General features: G+C 33.0%; 17 protein-coding genes, 1 tRNA gene and 1 riboswitch. Of the genes, 16 read left to right on the forward strand and 2 right to left on the reverse strand.

Going from position 1 to position 14224, the window contains the following annotated elements; all coding sequences use genetic code 11:
- The coding region (locus tag BUA78_RS20200) for a hypothetical protein (protein WP_175548990.1) at positions 1 to 435 on the forward strand (435 nt) is incomplete at its 5' end.
- Positions 436 to 630: 195 nt separating this feature from the next.
- Here BUA78_RS20200 and BUA78_RS08485 read toward each other — a convergent pair.
- Positions 631 to 1473, reverse strand: coding sequence for a cell wall hydrolase (locus tag BUA78_RS08485; protein ID WP_072913211.1), 843 nt, complete (start codon positions 1471 to 1473; stop codon positions 631 to 633).
- A gap of 6 nt (positions 1474 to 1479) precedes the next feature.
- A riboswitch (cyclic di-AMP (ydaO/yuaA leader) is annotated at positions 1480 to 1637 on the reverse strand.
- Positions 1638 to 1774: 137 nt separating this feature from the next.
- On the opposite strand from BUA78_RS08485, the gene BUA78_RS08490 reads away from it, so the two are divergent.
- Both BUA78_RS08490 and BUA78_RS08495 read left to right on the forward strand, forming a co-directional pair.
- Complete coding sequence (locus tag BUA78_RS08490; RefSeq protein ID WP_072913214.1) at positions 1775 to 2719, forward strand: L-lactate dehydrogenase; 945 nt, start codon at positions 1775 to 1777, stop codon at positions 2717 to 2719.
- Positions 2720 to 2892: 173 nt separating this feature from the next.
- Positions 2893 to 2967: transfer RNA gene (locus BUA78_RS08495), tRNA-Arg, on the forward strand.
- A 255-nt stretch (positions 2968 to 3222) separates the two neighbouring features.
- Here BUA78_RS08495 and BUA78_RS08500 read toward each other — a convergent pair.
- Positions 3223 to 3429 carry a hypothetical protein gene (locus BUA78_RS08500; protein ID WP_139257304.1) on the reverse strand — a complete coding sequence of 69 codons (207 nt, stop codon included), beginning with the start codon at positions 3427 to 3429 and terminating at the stop codon, positions 3223 to 3225.
- An 836-nt stretch (positions 3430 to 4265) separates the two neighbouring features.
- Between BUA78_RS08500 and BUA78_RS08505 the strand changes: the two genes are divergently transcribed.
- From BUA78_RS08505 to BUA78_RS08570, 13 genes are all read left to right on the forward strand, one after another.
- Positions 4266 to 4682, forward strand: coding sequence for a YgiT-type zinc finger protein (locus BUA78_RS08505; protein ID WP_072913219.1), 417 nt, complete (start codon positions 4266 to 4268; stop codon positions 4680 to 4682).
- Between the two features lie 139 nt (positions 4683 to 4821).
- Entirely contained in the window at positions 4822 to 5814 is a 993-nt protein-coding gene (locus BUA78_RS08510; protein ID WP_072913222.1) for a hypothetical protein, read from the forward strand.
- 159 nt (positions 5815 to 5973) lie between these two features.
- Positions 5974 to 6222, forward strand: a complete 249-nt coding sequence (locus tag BUA78_RS08515; RefSeq protein ID WP_238456768.1) for a hypothetical protein — start codon at positions 5974 to 5976, stop codon at positions 6220 to 6222.
- 70 nt (positions 6223 to 6292) lie between these two features.
- Positions 6293 to 6577, forward strand: coding sequence for a hypothetical protein (locus tag BUA78_RS08520; protein ID WP_072913225.1), 285 nt, complete (start codon positions 6293 to 6295; stop codon positions 6575 to 6577).
- Between the two features lie 4 nt (positions 6578 to 6581).
- Positions 6582 to 6917: a sugar-binding transcriptional regulator gene (locus BUA78_RS08525; RefSeq protein ID WP_072913227.1), complete on the forward strand. Its 336-nt coding sequence runs from the start codon at positions 6582 to 6584 to the stop codon at positions 6915 to 6917.
- Positions 6918 to 7003: 86 nt separating this feature from the next.
- Complete coding sequence (locus BUA78_RS08530; RefSeq protein ID WP_072913230.1) at positions 7004 to 7189, forward strand: plasmid mobilization protein; 186 nt, start codon at positions 7004 to 7006, stop codon at positions 7187 to 7189.
- Positions 7190 to 7273: 84 nt separating this feature from the next.
- Positions 7274 to 7690, forward strand: a complete 417-nt coding sequence (locus BUA78_RS08535) for a hypothetical protein (RefSeq protein WP_072913233.1) — start codon at positions 7274 to 7276, stop codon at positions 7688 to 7690.
- Positions 7691 to 7700: 10 nt separating this feature from the next.
- Positions 7701 to 8018 (forward strand): hypothetical protein, encoded by a 318-nt coding sequence (locus tag BUA78_RS08540; RefSeq protein WP_072913236.1) that lies wholly within the window; start codon positions 7701 to 7703, stop codon positions 8016 to 8018.
- A 522-nt stretch (positions 8019 to 8540) separates the two neighbouring features.
- Positions 8541 to 8897: a hypothetical protein gene (locus BUA78_RS08545; RefSeq protein ID WP_072913239.1), complete on the forward strand. Its 357-nt coding sequence runs from the start codon at positions 8541 to 8543 to the stop codon at positions 8895 to 8897.
- A 453-nt stretch (positions 8898 to 9350) separates the two neighbouring features.
- Complete coding sequence (locus BUA78_RS08555) at positions 9351 to 9635, forward strand: hypothetical protein (protein WP_072913242.1); 285 nt, start codon at positions 9351 to 9353, stop codon at positions 9633 to 9635.
- Between the two features lie 556 nt (positions 9636 to 10191).
- The gene (locus tag BUA78_RS08560) at positions 10192 to 10656 is read left to right on the forward strand and encodes a Thoeris anti-defense Tad2 family protein (protein WP_139257308.1); all 465 of its coding nucleotides are present in this window, start codon (positions 10192 to 10194) and stop codon (positions 10654 to 10656) included.
- An 83-nt stretch (positions 10657 to 10739) separates the two neighbouring features.
- Positions 10740 to 11051 carry a hypothetical protein gene (locus BUA78_RS08565; RefSeq protein ID WP_072913248.1) on the forward strand — a complete coding sequence of 104 codons (312 nt, stop codon included), beginning with the start codon at positions 10740 to 10742 and terminating at the stop codon, positions 11049 to 11051.
- 60 nt (positions 11052 to 11111) lie between these two features.
- Positions 11112 to 13991: a hypothetical protein gene (locus BUA78_RS08570; protein WP_072913251.1), complete on the forward strand. Its 2880-nt coding sequence runs from the start codon at positions 11112 to 11114 to the stop codon at positions 13989 to 13991.
- Positions 13992 to 14224: the final 233 nt, after the last annotated feature.

Raw genomic sequence — 14224 nt, forward strand, 5'->3', positions numbered from 1 at the left:
GGACCCACCGGAGGTATAATCGGTGCCTTTGGGGCTTTGTCCTCGACAGTAGGAACCATCGCATTGACGAATACATCCGTTGATGTGCCGATGCCCAATCAGAGTACTGCCTCGGCTGGTCTTGATTTTACAACAGCGAATAACATTACAATCACGGAAGATGGAACCTATCGCATTGATATCAGTGCGCTTGGCGCCTTTAGTGTGGATGGAACCGTTACCATTAGCTTTAGCGTTGATGGAGTTCCACAAGCAGCTACGTCACAGGGAATGGAAGTGCTTGCCGGAGAGCCAATTACCTTTAATCTGATTAACTATTACGATCTTACTGCAGGAGAGCAGTTATCGGTCCAAATGAGCTCTTCTGTAGCAGGTGATTTCACTTTTCCAGTTGCGGGTTCAGGTGCAGTCTTATCCGTTGAACGGATCGCTTAAAATATAAGTTGGTATCTGCTCGCTTACTGTGCACTTAGTGCGGGGGACAGATAGCAATCCAAATGAGCGCTGCTGCACCGGGTACTTTCTTACTTCCGATTTACCATAAAAGTAGCCCTAAACCGTGGATTTTCATGGTTTAGGGCTATCAACAACCTGAAACGCACTGGTTTCCCAGTGCGTTAATTTTTATGATTATCTGGTAGCATAAATCATTTGGCCATACTTAGCAGATACTGGTAAGGAGCGCAGGAAAGAATTGCTAGCAGAATTATCAAAGAAATACAGTGCTCCGTTGGTGGGGTCGTTGCCATAGAGAGCGTCTTTGGCAGCCTCAATGGCAGTGCTTGTGGCAGGGCGATTGATCCAGCCGTTTCGCACAGGGGAAAATTGATTAGGAGCATAAATCACATCTCGAATAGTGTTCTGGAAGGTACTACTTTTTACTCGGTTAAGTACTACCGCAGCTACACCAACCTGAGCTGAAACAGGTTCACCACCAGCCTCGGCAGTAACCAGACGGCTCAGTAAGTCAAGGTCTTCATCAGTAAAAGGGATTACCGGGCGTTTAGCACTGCGACTAACTTCCGCAGCCATGGGAGTAGTGCTGCGGGTAGCAGCAATGGGTACAATCAACTGCTGACCCGGATAAATTAATGTGCCGCTTAAGCTATTGGCTAACATTAAAGATTCTGGACGCAAGCCATTTTTTTCAGCAATTACATAGAGGCTATCCCCCGGTTGTACGGTGTATGTAGAATTGGCAGGCTGGGCTTGAGTCGCTGCTGGTTTTGTCTCTGCTGGGAGACTTTGCTTATCGGGTATATTTAATACTTGACCAGGGTGAATCAAATCTTGGCTGAGATTGTTAGCAGACTTGATTTTATCAATACTGATGTTGTTTTTTTGACTAATGGTATATAGAGAATCTCCTAAGGTCACGGTATATTGGTAAGCATACACTGCTGTAGCGGGCACAAGTAGGCCTAAAAGGCAAACCAATACTATGGCCCGTTTAAAACGGACAAAGAACTTCATATGAACTTTCCCCCTCTTTTGGCCTTCGAGGTTAGTTGACGGGTTCGGGTTGAAGGGCACCCTACCGCACCTTTTAACACCTCCGTGGAAAGGTTACGGATTCACCCCGGGTATATTTAGTCCCCCGTACTCCGGTTTTGCCGGAGATTCGGCCTGTCTTTTTAAGTTATGGTCTATTGTACAAGTTTTCCATTACTTCGTCTATCATCAAAATTTGGAAATTAATAAAACATAGTATTTATTTTGCCGGAAATACTAGTTTTAAGCCTTATTAAGAAATATAACCAGGGAGTGAAAAAAATTGAAATTACAGAAGGGTGTTAAAATAGCGGTAATTGGTGCCGGGCAAGTGGGAGCTTCGGCTGCCTTTGCCATCTTGGCCAGTGGTTTAGCCAGTGATTTAGTTTTAGTCGATGTAAATAAAGAAAAGGCCGCCGGTGAGGCTATGGATTTGGGGGATGCAGCCGCCTTTATCAAGCCGCTGGATATTTACTCTGGTGATTATGAAGATTGCCAAGGTGCCAACATTGTTGTATTTACCGCAGGAGCTAACCAAAAACCAGGCGAAACTCGATTGGATCTAGTGAATAAAAATATTGCCATTTTAAAAGAAAGTCTACCCCACTTATTAAAATACTGTGGTAAATCTATCTTTCTCATGGTGGCCAATCCAGTTGATATTCTTACCTATGCAGCGCTCAAGATATCGGGGTTGCCCCAAAGCCAAGTCTTTGGTTCTGGAACAGTCTTGGATACCTCACGGTTTAGATCAGAACTATCACAATACTGTGGCGTAGAGCCTCGCAATGTTCATGCCTATATTGTAGGAGAACACGGGGATTCTCAGGTACCTCTCTGGAGTACTGCCAATGTGGCAGGAATGGGCCTGGAGCAATTCTCTAAGTTACGAGGACTGGAACCTGTGAACAGGCAGGAGGTAGCTCATAGAGTGCGTACTGCGGCCTATGAAATTATTCAGCGTAAAGAAGCTACCTACTATGCCATTGCCTTTGCCATCAAAAGGATTTGCGAAAGTATTTTGCGGGATGAAAATTCTATTCTTTCTGTATCAGGGCTAGTGGATGGCATCTATGGCATACAGGATTGCTGCCTCAGCCTGCCGTGCATTGTCAATGGTTCTGGCCGGGAGCAGGTTTTAGCTCTTTCCATGTCAGAGGAAGAAAAAGCTGCCCTAAGAAACTCGGCAGCAACATTAAAGGATGTGCTGAAACAAGTTAATCTCTAGGGACATCGGATAAGCCCGGTGACAGTAGATTATCGGGCCATTTAAAAAACCTTTCAAAAAAATATTGCTTTGGCTAATAACTAATGGTATATTGTAAAGGCTGATCTAACGCTGCCTGTTGTTTTCTCTTGCAAAATGAGAAATTATTGCTATAATAGAATAGCATAATAAATGCGCCTGTAGCTCAGGGGATAGAGCGCCGGCCTCCGGAGCCGGGTGCACAGGTTCGATTCCTGTCAGGCGCACCAAATTGTAAAATTAAAGAATCCTTAAAAGTCTAGGAATGACGGGGCTTCAACAAAATTTTAAGAGAAGATTAAGGTGATAAAAAGGTTCCCAAAGTACCCGTAAAGTTCCTAAGATTCGGAATGGATTCGGAATGAAAAATAACCTTTGAGAAGAAATTCTTAGAGGTTTTTGTTTTTAAAGAATATTTTTTGAATGGGGTATTTCTATCAGATAATTAATTGTATCCAAAATAAAAAAGAGTCATTTACTGACTCTTAGTTTTGATTTTCTAAAATTATTGTAATTACATAACCGTCTTTCGTATCTTCATATATTTTATCTTTTATTGTAAAATAATTTCCCTCACTACCTACTTTATTGGATAACATCATCCCTATTAATTCAGTTTGATTTAATTGAATATCTTTCGTTTCAATATTAAAACCACTAGGATATACCAACATTACTTTTAAGGTTTCCAAAATTTTGTCAACCTTTCCACCTACCAACATTCAACAGAAGAAAGGTATTTCCTGCCATATTAATAAGAATTTCTGATTTAATTATCAAAAATCCCCTCTCTAAACCTTCAAAAAATTCACCTACTACATTTATACTCTAACCTTATTTGCTACGTTCCTAGACCCTATTTTGTCGGTCTAACCTAGTGTTTTTCACTTACTTGATGTTGTGCGTTCGGCTGTTTTTATTGATTGAAATGGTTTTTTATCTGTAGAAGTGGTGGTGGAATTTTCTTCCGTTACCACTTTTTTAGTATATTGATTACCTTTAAAAGCACATCTATTTTTCTCATTCTCATACTGCAAACCCCTCAAATATGCCTTTTGAGTATCATTTATATTGCGTCTGCCAAATTGATGATTGATGATCCAATCTAGTGGTTTATATTGTCAGTGTTACACTGACAAATAATTTCCAATATTATGGGTCAATGTTACCCTGACTAAAAGTGATGATAATGATTAATTACCTAACTAACGTTACGTTAGGTGAAATCAAAAGACAATAAAGAATTATTAACCAGGGTGAAGTCTAAATGACTTCGACTGATGGACATGAAATAATTTCACCAACTCAATTACAACACTTTCAGAAAAACATTTCCAAACCAGCTATTATATAACAATTTACCAAATTATGTGCTTTCCCTATTTTAAAATGTATCATATCATATGTAAAAGTATAAAAGGAGGATGCAAACACATGCATAAACTTTTGTTTAAAAGACTTTTACCCGTATTATCTATGTTAGCTTTAGTTTATTTTATTTTATTATATATTTAACTTATAACGGGGTGTGATCAAGATAGAAGAGTTATTAAGACAAGTTATCGCTGAGTTGCAAGAAATCAAACAAGGTCAAGTAAGACTCGAAAAAACACAAAGAAATATGGCAAAAGATATTAAAGCTATTAAAGATTATCAGCGAAAAGGCCAGGACGTAGACATTGAAAGGTTGAAAGAACGAGTAAAAAAAATAATGGAAAAATGTGTAATTTGTGATGGAATAATTGAAATTAAAAATTTAGATTTTACCTTTAGTTTCGATAGGAAAAAATATACAATTCCAAACATCCGACACGAGGTATGCAGCCAGTGTGGAGAAAAATTTATTGATGAAGAAACAAGTAAATTTATAGATAAGTGGACAGAAGAAAATGTGTATAAAAATCATAAATTTAACATCAATATAAATGATGTTATATCCAAATAGATTTAAATTTAAAATTTACAATAAAATCTCATAAACAAATTAATTATTAAAAATAATGTCGAAATAATTCTATGTTTGCCGAAGTAGGTGATATAGCCCCTTGCCTAATGTAGTATAGAAATAAATTGTTTAAGGGGGAATGGGTATTATAACTTCAAAGAAACTTTATATCCTTTTCTTCCTAATGGTTTTGTTTCTATTATTTATTGTATCTTGTGTTAGTCAATCAAACGTAAAAAGAGATGGTAAAACGTTTAGTGAAGAGGATCAAAAGCAACAAGAAGCAGTTGAACTTTTAAAACAAGAGAAATGGGAGCAAGCAGCAAGTACGTTAATGGATTTAAAAGTGAAATACAAGGATAACAAAACATTTGAAATTTTACATTGTTACGCCTGGGTAAAGCAACAATTGAATAATAATAATCCTGCTCCTCATCTTTTACTGACTACTAACGATATACCTAATGACTATAATGGCCCATTAGCTGATGAAATTCTATTATGTAAAAAACATGTGGAAAATCACCAAGAAATATTAAAAGGTCAAGAGGAATTATATCAGAAAATAATAAATTCAGTTATGGCAGAAAAATGGGAAGAAGGAGAATACCTAAATTGGTTGGTAGAACTTAATTATAAAGATGCTAAACCTATTCGCGATTATACAAGAGCACAAAAATATAAGAGTGAAAATAATTTATCACTTGCAAAAATCACAATAGAAAAAGTTTCAGATAATTATAATGGCCCAATGAAGGAACAAATTTTATCTTTTAAACATAATCTTGTTAATAAAAAAGAGACAGAATTACAAACAACAATAAATACTACTGTAAGTCAAGATCAATATAAACCCCAAAAAATTGTTGATACTAATGAAAAACAAATATGGAAAGTATATATTTCGAGTGGCCAATTGCATTTCACAGGAACTTATAAGGGCACAGGCAATTTTATAGTAAAACTATCAGATTCAAACCAAAATTTGGTTGAGGTTATAGCAAATGAGATTGGTGACTATGTGGCAGATAAAATAGTTTCTGTTGATTATGTTGGATGGTATTACCTAGAAGTACATGGAACATATGGTGAGTGGACGTATCAATGGAATAACTCAGTATTCAATTCTTAAAAGATGTTGTATTTAAAAGAAGTGGTTTAGTATCACTTCTTTTTATTCCCAATTTCAAGGAGGTATCACTATGACCAATTTAGAACTCTTAGAAATGGAACTAAGGGGATTTCCCTCACTTCTTCTGAATTAGATATTTATTGCCAGGAAAATGGCCTTGTGGACAGTGAAAATTATAACCCTGCCAGTAATACAAACATATTAAAGACCGCTTTGGCAATTCTTGAATCAATTGCCAACCAGCCACAATTAATGAAGTCATATAAGCAGGATGATATTACAGTAAGCCAGTTTCATGAAAATCTTATGGCAATAATTGACCAGTTAGAGCGGAAGATCAGAGAGATTCCCAATAACGAGAAAGTTTATGAGGATGGAGCCAGTTTCTTTTATATGTTTAGTAATTAATCTTTCCGTCTAATTTGACGGTGAGAAGTTTTCTGTTTAGTAAATAATTGGAATTGGCAATGTTAACCCAATGAAAATGGCTAAGTGCATTGTTGAGTTAGAAAGGATTTATGGGATTAAACATGGTGGAAAAGATTTTTATGGCAATCAATTTAATAAAAAGGAGTCTTCAAATAATTTTAAGACTCCGAATCAAGAAGAATTGGCTGAACAAATTGGATTAACACCGCAACAATTACATAATTATAAAAAATTAACTACTCTCATCCCAGAACTACAAGACCTAGTAGAATCCAACAAACTTAAAGCAACAACAGCATATAAGATTTATGCGATATTATCTCAGGAAGAATGATCCTGTGAAACAAAGAAAAGTAGCAGTTCAGTATGTTGAGTTGTGTGGTTTAAAGCATGGACAGAGAGGCGATTATCTCCAGTCTGCTCTTACTCAACAAGAAATAGCAAGTCAATTAGGGATTCCAGAAAGAACATTGCGAGAACTTCTTGAAATTGAACGTAAACTTACACCTGAAATTAAAGAACTACTTGATACAGGCATTATATCAAAAACTTCCGCATCTAAGATATGGACTAAGCTATCTGAACAAGAACAAAAGGAATTACTTGATGAATTGGGGAAAGATAAAATTAAGGAAATGAAGAACCAGTCTTATGCGGACTGGTTTTATTTTTGACTTATTAATGACAATTCTTGCTAAACATGGTAATATCTGATTATAATATATATAGAAATCAAAAGTTCGACAGGGGGAAGTATTTTATGGAAGTAAAATCGAAACGTGGCGGTAAACGAGAAGGGGCTGGACGTAAACCAGTAAAGGATGAAGATAAATATAAATTGCGAACTTTTAAATGTACTGATGAGGAATGGCTAATTATTAAAACTAAAGCAGAAGAACAAGGTAAATCGATTTCGGAATATATTCGTTGGAAAACTCTGTCATAGCACAGAGTTTTTTATTTTAAACATTGACAAAGAAATGATTACTGTATATACTATAATCAATAAATAAGTAGGGGTGAGATTAATATGAAAGAACATTTCGGTTATTTTATCGTTGATTCTTTCGGTTGTATTGGAGGTTCTTTAAGGACAACAGTTAAAAATTTGGATGGTAGCGAAACAGAATGGTGTTATACTGCGAACAGAAATGCTACCCAGTGGCATAATTCAAAAGAATTAGCTCTTGCTGAAATTGAGCAGCTAAAAGAACTTAATGAAGTTGCTCAAATTCCTGGTTTATCATGGGAACTAGTTTATGCTAATCGAAATGATTTTCCGGTATACCCTACAGAGAATCAATTACCCAATTTATTTATATTAAGTCATGATATACCTAAAGGATGCATAAGCAAACACAAAAAAATAGAGAGAGCAATCCGAAAAAAATATAAGCCCATATTTGTGAAAATTGCTAAAGAATTTGTTAGAAGAATGACGGCGTAGGGGTAAGGCTATGGGTAAAGTTATTAATTTTCCTTTAATAAAGTGGCCGGAACCACAACAACCAGAACTACAGCCGGAGCATCCGATGCAAAAAGAAATCTATGCAAGATTTATGTATCAATTCCTAGGGGAGATTGGATATCTACTAGAGTTCGAAAAATGGCTCCAAACAAAACATTATTTCGATGATTATTATCTACCATATTGGGAGACATACCAGAAGCACAAAATATATGGCAATTCTCAGGAAGGTTATGAAAAATTCCTTCATGAACAACTACGGCAAGATGAATATGAAGATGCTCATTCTAATTATTTTGATGATTAAATAATAAAACCAAGGAAATTTTTCCCTGGTTAACAATCAGAGTAATAAATTGTCGGAATTTGCTGACAAAACAATGATTGACATCCAACTACAAAAAGAGCTATACTACAAATAACGGATCGCTAAAAAGCTTTCCGTTAAAAGTACCTCTGAAAAGGTGGTGATGCTATTTTATATTTTGGATACAATGCTAAAAATCTTTAGGTAGGTTAAGGTATTGTATGGAGCAATACCTTTTTTTGTTGCTATCTAACTAATTATGCAAGATCGTTCCTTGAAAATCGAATAGAATAATCTGGAAATGTAGGTAAAAATTTGGAATTAGATACTGCGAATATCAATTCCCTTACCCTAATATAAAACAACAAAGTTAGTATGTCAATACTAATTTTATATTGTAAGGTGAATAGAAAATAGGGTGTGAAGCTAGTAATATCAAGGGTTGAGAGGTGTTTTTTTAGAATAAAAACGTATTAAATGGAAATTTGCAACCAATTAATTAACTTGAATGGAGGAAAATCTATGAGTGATTATATATTAGCCTGTGATTATGAAGAATTTGAGCCAGCCACATACAATGGTGTTTATATGCTGGAATTTGACGAAAACAACGAAAGTAGAGAAGTATTAAGAATCAACACTGGCAATTTCATGGAGGACTATAACCAAATCATAAAACAATTTGACCAAGGATTTACTATTTCAAGTTCTATTGTTAATTTTATGGTAGACTTCAAAATAGCAAAACACGATAAACTACAATATGTAGTCCCTCACAGGAAGTATAGCAACATTATAAGCGGAGTAAAATTAGTAAAAGAGGATAATATTTCAAAATCTATTAGATTAACTAAAGAACGAGACGAAAAAATATTTTAGGGAGTCCCAAAGAAATTTAATAGAGAAAGGTAGATAAAACAGATGACAGATAACGAGAAAAATGATCTAGAACAAATGTGTGAAAAAATGTACGATGCTACGATTGAACAAACCAAAAAGAATAAGCAAAAAATTTCCCAAAGATTTAGCAGAGAATTATCGGAGATTAATTATATTCTTTAAAATCTAGAACAAGAAAGAATATATGAAAAAACTGGTGCAAGATGTGATGGCTATCTGGCAAACAATGTAATTAATTTAAGGAAATTAATTGCTGACTTACTGTGGAAGATTGAAAATGATGAGAAATCTGATAATGAAAGATTGGGAGAAGCATTAGGAAAAATAAAACTTTAACATGTAAATTATAATGGGCATGATGGATGGTTTATCATGCCTTTAATCCCAGAAACAAACTAAAAGTAATAATAAAATGAGAAAAAGGGATGACAGATGAATATTGGTGATGAAGTATTTGTAACTAGTATGTATGAGATAGAAGGCGATTATAATAATGATTACAAAATAAGAAAAAAAGCACAGGTTTTAAAAATACCAGGACATATTATTGAAATAGATAAAAATGATACTAATTCTATAAGATATCAATTTGGAAGTGCTATTCATGGTGGAGAAATTGGGTTCGATTGTTTTTTAACAAAACAGGAAGCAGAAAATAGAGTTGAAGGATTAAACATTTATTTTAAACAAAACAATTGTTTAATAGAGGAGTTATAAATAAATATTAATGGTTTAGGTAATCAGTTATTAAAAAAAATCCTTGCAGACGTTAGAAATGAGTGCTTGGATAGAGCTATTTATGCAATCCTCTACAACTGATTATCTAAACGGCAAAGAGAAAGAATTTCGAGATGTTCATAGTTATGGAATTTCAATAATGAGTATTTAAAGGGTTGTTATAAAGTCCCTTAAAAACGTAGAGAAGGGAGTGATCATAAATGGACGCTAACAGGAACAGGAAGAAGATTACAAGATTCTATATTGTCGTTAATGACGTTTATTAACTAACCAATATTTAATCTAGTATTAATAATAACTAATATAGCCCATTCCTGTTCCTAGCGTCCATAACTAGAAATAGGCAATGGGAGACTTCTGAAACACAGGGGGATCTCTGCCCAATTTTAAGGTAGTAGGTCTAATTCACTGTGTTTTTTTGTTTCTTCTGGAAAGGGGTGAGGGCTGTGTAGAGTTCAAGGGGTTTCAATTGTACATACCATTTTTAACAAATTAAAGGAGGAAATTTATTTTGACTTATAAGGAGAAAATTATCATGACGTATGAAGAAGCAATATCAGAACTTAAGGACAACAAAATAATAGGTAGAAGTAATTGGGATGGAAAATTTGTCAGATGTAAAAATAAAGAGTTTGAAGTAATTACTCAAAAACAACCTGAGAGTATATCGGAGCAATGGCTCCCTGGTAATGAAGATATTTGGGCTGATGATTGGATTCTAATTGATCCAAACGATATTAAAAGATTTCATTTATCAGTAAATCAATTAAAAACCCTTGGAGTTAGCCAAGAGGCCATTAATGAATTGAAAAAGCCGGATACATTGCCTAATTCAACGGAACAACCTAGCAACGTACAAAAGATAGTAGATAAATTATTTGGAGGAGATTCAACAAAAATAAAACTAAATTTATCACCTGAAGATATCCTAAAAAATATTCAAAACAATATCCAAGTGCCAACATTTGAACAACCACAATTTCCTCAAATTAGGAAATAAGTAATTGCGGATAGCAGCCAGGAGTATGTGCCTGGCTGCTACCCCCTAACCAAACTATAGAAAATAATATGGAGGAATCTAATATGTGTAAAAAATGCGATAGAGTAGTTATAGAGATAGAAGAATATAGAAGAAAAATTTCAAATTATGCTGATGAATTAAGCAATAATGCTAAAACATTGAGCAAGGATGCAGAAAATTATCAAAAAGCAATGAGCGAATTTAAGAAAATCCAAGACTTTTTCTTTCAACACAATGAATACTTTGGAAACCATTTGAGAGCATTTGACATGATTTATTCTATATTAACGCCAGAGCAAAAGAAATTTATAGATGCAAAGCTCAATAATGTTGAAATTAATTTATCACCGAAAAACTTTTACTACTTAAATTAAGAGTAATAAAAGTTAAGATTAAACAAATTAAATTTAAACAAAGAATTGGAGGAAACTTTATTGCTAAACAAACAAATACAAATTTATAGTGTCAATGCAAATAGCTTTTATTCGGATAAAGAGAAAAAGTTTTTACATAATGAAGAGAAGGTAAGCAGAAGAAAAAAATGGTTAGAAATTAAAATGCAGTCTATAGAGCAGTTCACTTTATATTCGTTATTAAAAATGGGATTCAATTGCCCCTTATGTAATACCAATAAAGAAAATATTAAATATAATTTAACTGACTTTAGACATTTGATTTTCTCAAAAAGACTAAACAAAGACATAAAAAAATATATCAATAAGTTAATGAAAGATTATAAATACATTATTAAATCAAAAGCATTTAAAACATTATTAAAAAATAACCCAACATATCAAGGCTGTAAAAAGAAACATAACAAACTAAAGAAGTTACTTGATCAATTAATAGAGAAATATAAAGATGTTCGTATTCTAAATCCTAAAAAGGTATCAAAATACAATATGATTTCTATCTTTGACTCATACTTAACTAGAACATTAAACCTCGAATATAACAAACTTACAACTGATTTAATCATCATTAAAATAAAAAAATATTCTATACTTAAACAATTAATTAAAAGAGGCTGTATTTTCCAAGATGATGTCTATAGTTATTTTACATCTAGTGCTGGTCAAATTAGACAGCAAAAAATAGTCATGATCAAAAAATCTCTTTGGGAACAATACAAAAATACTTTGATGTGTGGCCTAACCGAAGAACAAATAAATAATATGGAATTTATAATTGATGGTGAAAAGCATTATGGTTGTAATATTAATAAGTACCTAGCCTATCTTGCCCTATGTAATGGGGCTACAGATAAATGGAAAAGTTTTGATATTGATAAAGCAATAGTATTACCTGATTTTGAAACAAAAGTAGAAGGCGAAGTAGATTATATAGAAAAAAAGTTGGTAACTGAAATCAAAAAGAAAAGGAATAAAGAAGTAGCGAAAATAAATTATTGGGAAATAAATGATAAATCTAATAGGAGAACAATGAAAATTTCTATTACCCATTCAGATGGTTGTGGATGGATTCTTCCTAGTGAATCAAGTAAAAACTTTATGGTGCGTTTGCCCTGGATTAAAGGTTTGCTTACCCCTTGTGACTATTTAACTTGGTGCAAAACTTATAATAACGGAAACTATAAAGTTACTGATATTTATGGTAAGGAATGGGACTTGCAAAAAGATGATATAAGATATGTTTTTTTTAAAAGCCAATTCAAAATGTCAAAGTATTATTTGTCATGGGAAGATTATAAAACTAAATTTAAAGATAATAATTGTCATGCTTCTAAATGTAATGTAGAGCCTGACCAAAATAAGTTTAAAAATAAGCATGTTCCATATCAAATGTGGCAAACACTCTTGTGTATGCAAAATTGTGAAATAGATTATTTTACTAAAGATGTTGTTGATTATTTAACAAAAGCATATAATCAAAAAGATTTTATGTTAGATATTTTAGGGGCAAATGAGAAGAAAAAGAAGAAAAATTATCTTCAGCAAGCATTAACTATATACCCTGAATTGATTAAAGATCCATTTGTACAAACCAAGTTGTCTAATAAAATAAATTCTAAGAAGAAAGAAGCAAAAAGTGGTAAATTCGAGTTAGATAATATAAGGTACACATATTTGCTTCCAGATGTATTCGCATGGATGGAATATAGTTTAGGTGGAAGAAAATACCCTGTTGGATTATTAAAAAATGGCGAAGTATCTTGTAAATTATATAAAGATGAACCTGAAATAATAGTTAATCGTAACCCTCATTTATTTGTCGAATGGGGAATAAGAAACAATGTGGTTGACTATAGAAATGAAAATTGGTTTATTACAAATGGTGTTTATACTAGTTGCCATGATTTAATCAGTAAGTTACTAATGTTCGATAACGATGGCGACTTGGCTGTAGTTGGAACAGATAAAAAACTAATAGAAATAGCCAAAAGAAATACAGAGGGGATAGTCCCTTTGCATTACGAAATGGGTGTTGCTAAACCACAGGAAATTAATTCAGATAATATATATACTTCTCTAGTTTCTGCTTTTAAGTATGGGAACATTGGGGAGTATAGCAATAAACTAACTAGATTATGGAATAGTAATGAATATGATATAGAAATGATCAAGGTTATTTGTACGATAAATAACTTCAGCATTGATGCAGCCAAAACATTACTTATGCCTAAAATTAAAGGTGATATGAATAAAAAAATCAATGATGTTGATAAGAAAATTAAATTACCTTACTTCTTTAGATTTGTTAAAGATAACTATAGGGAGTATGATTTAGAAAAAATAAACAACTCAACAGTAAATAAAATATGCAAAAGAATAGAAGATATCCCATATAAGAAATATGATTATAGTCAATTTGGTCATTTTCGATATGACAATTTACTTAGAAATAAAAAGATAGAAATTAATCATATAGTTATCAAAGAGTATAAAAGACTCAATCAAGAAATGCAAAAATACTTCTATAAAAATACCTCAATGACAAAAGAAGAAATTTCTTCTGCAACGTGGGAAACTCTAAAGTATGAGTTCAATATGTGTTTTGAAGAAAATAACATTAAATATGAAGATGCAGTAGATATGATTGTTAAGTATGTATATAAAAATAAAAATGAAAGAAAAGGTAGGAAAGAACTATTATTTAATGTCTTTGGAGATGCAATAGTTCAGAATTTAAAGAGTAATATTGATACTAATTCTATTTTATGCTCCAAATGTAATAAGAGAGTCAAGAGAACATCTAATAGACAAACAATGTGTGAACATTGTGCTGACGAAGTTAAGAATGAAAGGTCTAAAATTAGTATGAGAAATAGAAGACAAAAGAAAAAAGTTTGTTAACATTTAGAAAACCTTTATAAACACAATAAATACAATGGTTTATAACTGGTTTTATACCAACTCTAATATAATAAAAACATACTATAAACACTTAATTTACAATGGTTTATTAGCATTATTTATATTTTTACACTATGAGAAGGGATATAGGAGCAGTACCTGGATTGCTGCGATTGGACTACATTCCTTCTCACTTAAAAATGTGTAAGGTAAATAAATAATAAAATTTTTTT

The sequence above is a fragment of the Desulforamulus aeronauticus DSM 10349 genome (genome assembly GCF_900142375.1).
Classification (GTDB): Bacteria; Bacillota; Desulfotomaculia; order Desulfotomaculales; family Desulfotomaculaceae; genus Desulfotomaculum; species Desulfotomaculum aeronauticum.

Bases quoted from the DNA above. Each gene is read 5' to 3' on its own strand.
- BUA78_RS08485 (WP_072913211.1), bottom strand. From the start codon at position 1,473: ATGAAGTTCTTTGTCCGTTTTAAACGGGCCATAGTATTGGTTTGCCTT.
- BUA78_RS08510 (WP_072913222.1), top strand. From the start codon at position 4,822: ATGGGTATTATAACTTCAAAGAAACTTTATATCCTTTTCTTCCTAATG.
- BUA78_RS08520 (WP_072913225.1), top strand. From the start codon at position 6,293: ATGAAAATGGCTAAGTGCATTGTTGAGTTAGAAAGGATTTATGGGATT.
- BUA78_RS08530 (WP_072913230.1), top strand. From the start codon at position 7,004: ATGGAAGTAAAATCGAAACGTGGCGGTAAACGAGAAGGGGCTGGACGT.
- BUA78_RS08535 (WP_072913233.1), top strand. From the start codon at position 7,274: ATGAAAGAACATTTCGGTTATTTTATCGTTGATTCTTTCGGTTGTATT.
- BUA78_RS08540 (WP_072913236.1), top strand. From the start codon at position 7,701: ATGGGTAAAGTTATTAATTTTCCTTTAATAAAGTGGCCGGAACCACAA.
- BUA78_RS08545 (WP_072913239.1), top strand. From the start codon at position 8,541: ATGAGTGATTATATATTAGCCTGTGATTATGAAGAATTTGAGCCAGCC.
- BUA78_RS08555 (WP_072913242.1), top strand. From the start codon at position 9,351: ATGAATATTGGTGATGAAGTATTTGTAACTAGTATGTATGAGATAGAA.
- BUA78_RS08560 (WP_139257308.1), top strand. From the start codon at position 10,192: ATGACGTATGAAGAAGCAATATCAGAACTTAAGGACAACAAAATAATA.
- BUA78_RS08565 (WP_072913248.1), top strand. From the start codon at position 10,740: ATGTGTAAAAAATGCGATAGAGTAGTTATAGAGATAGAAGAATATAGA.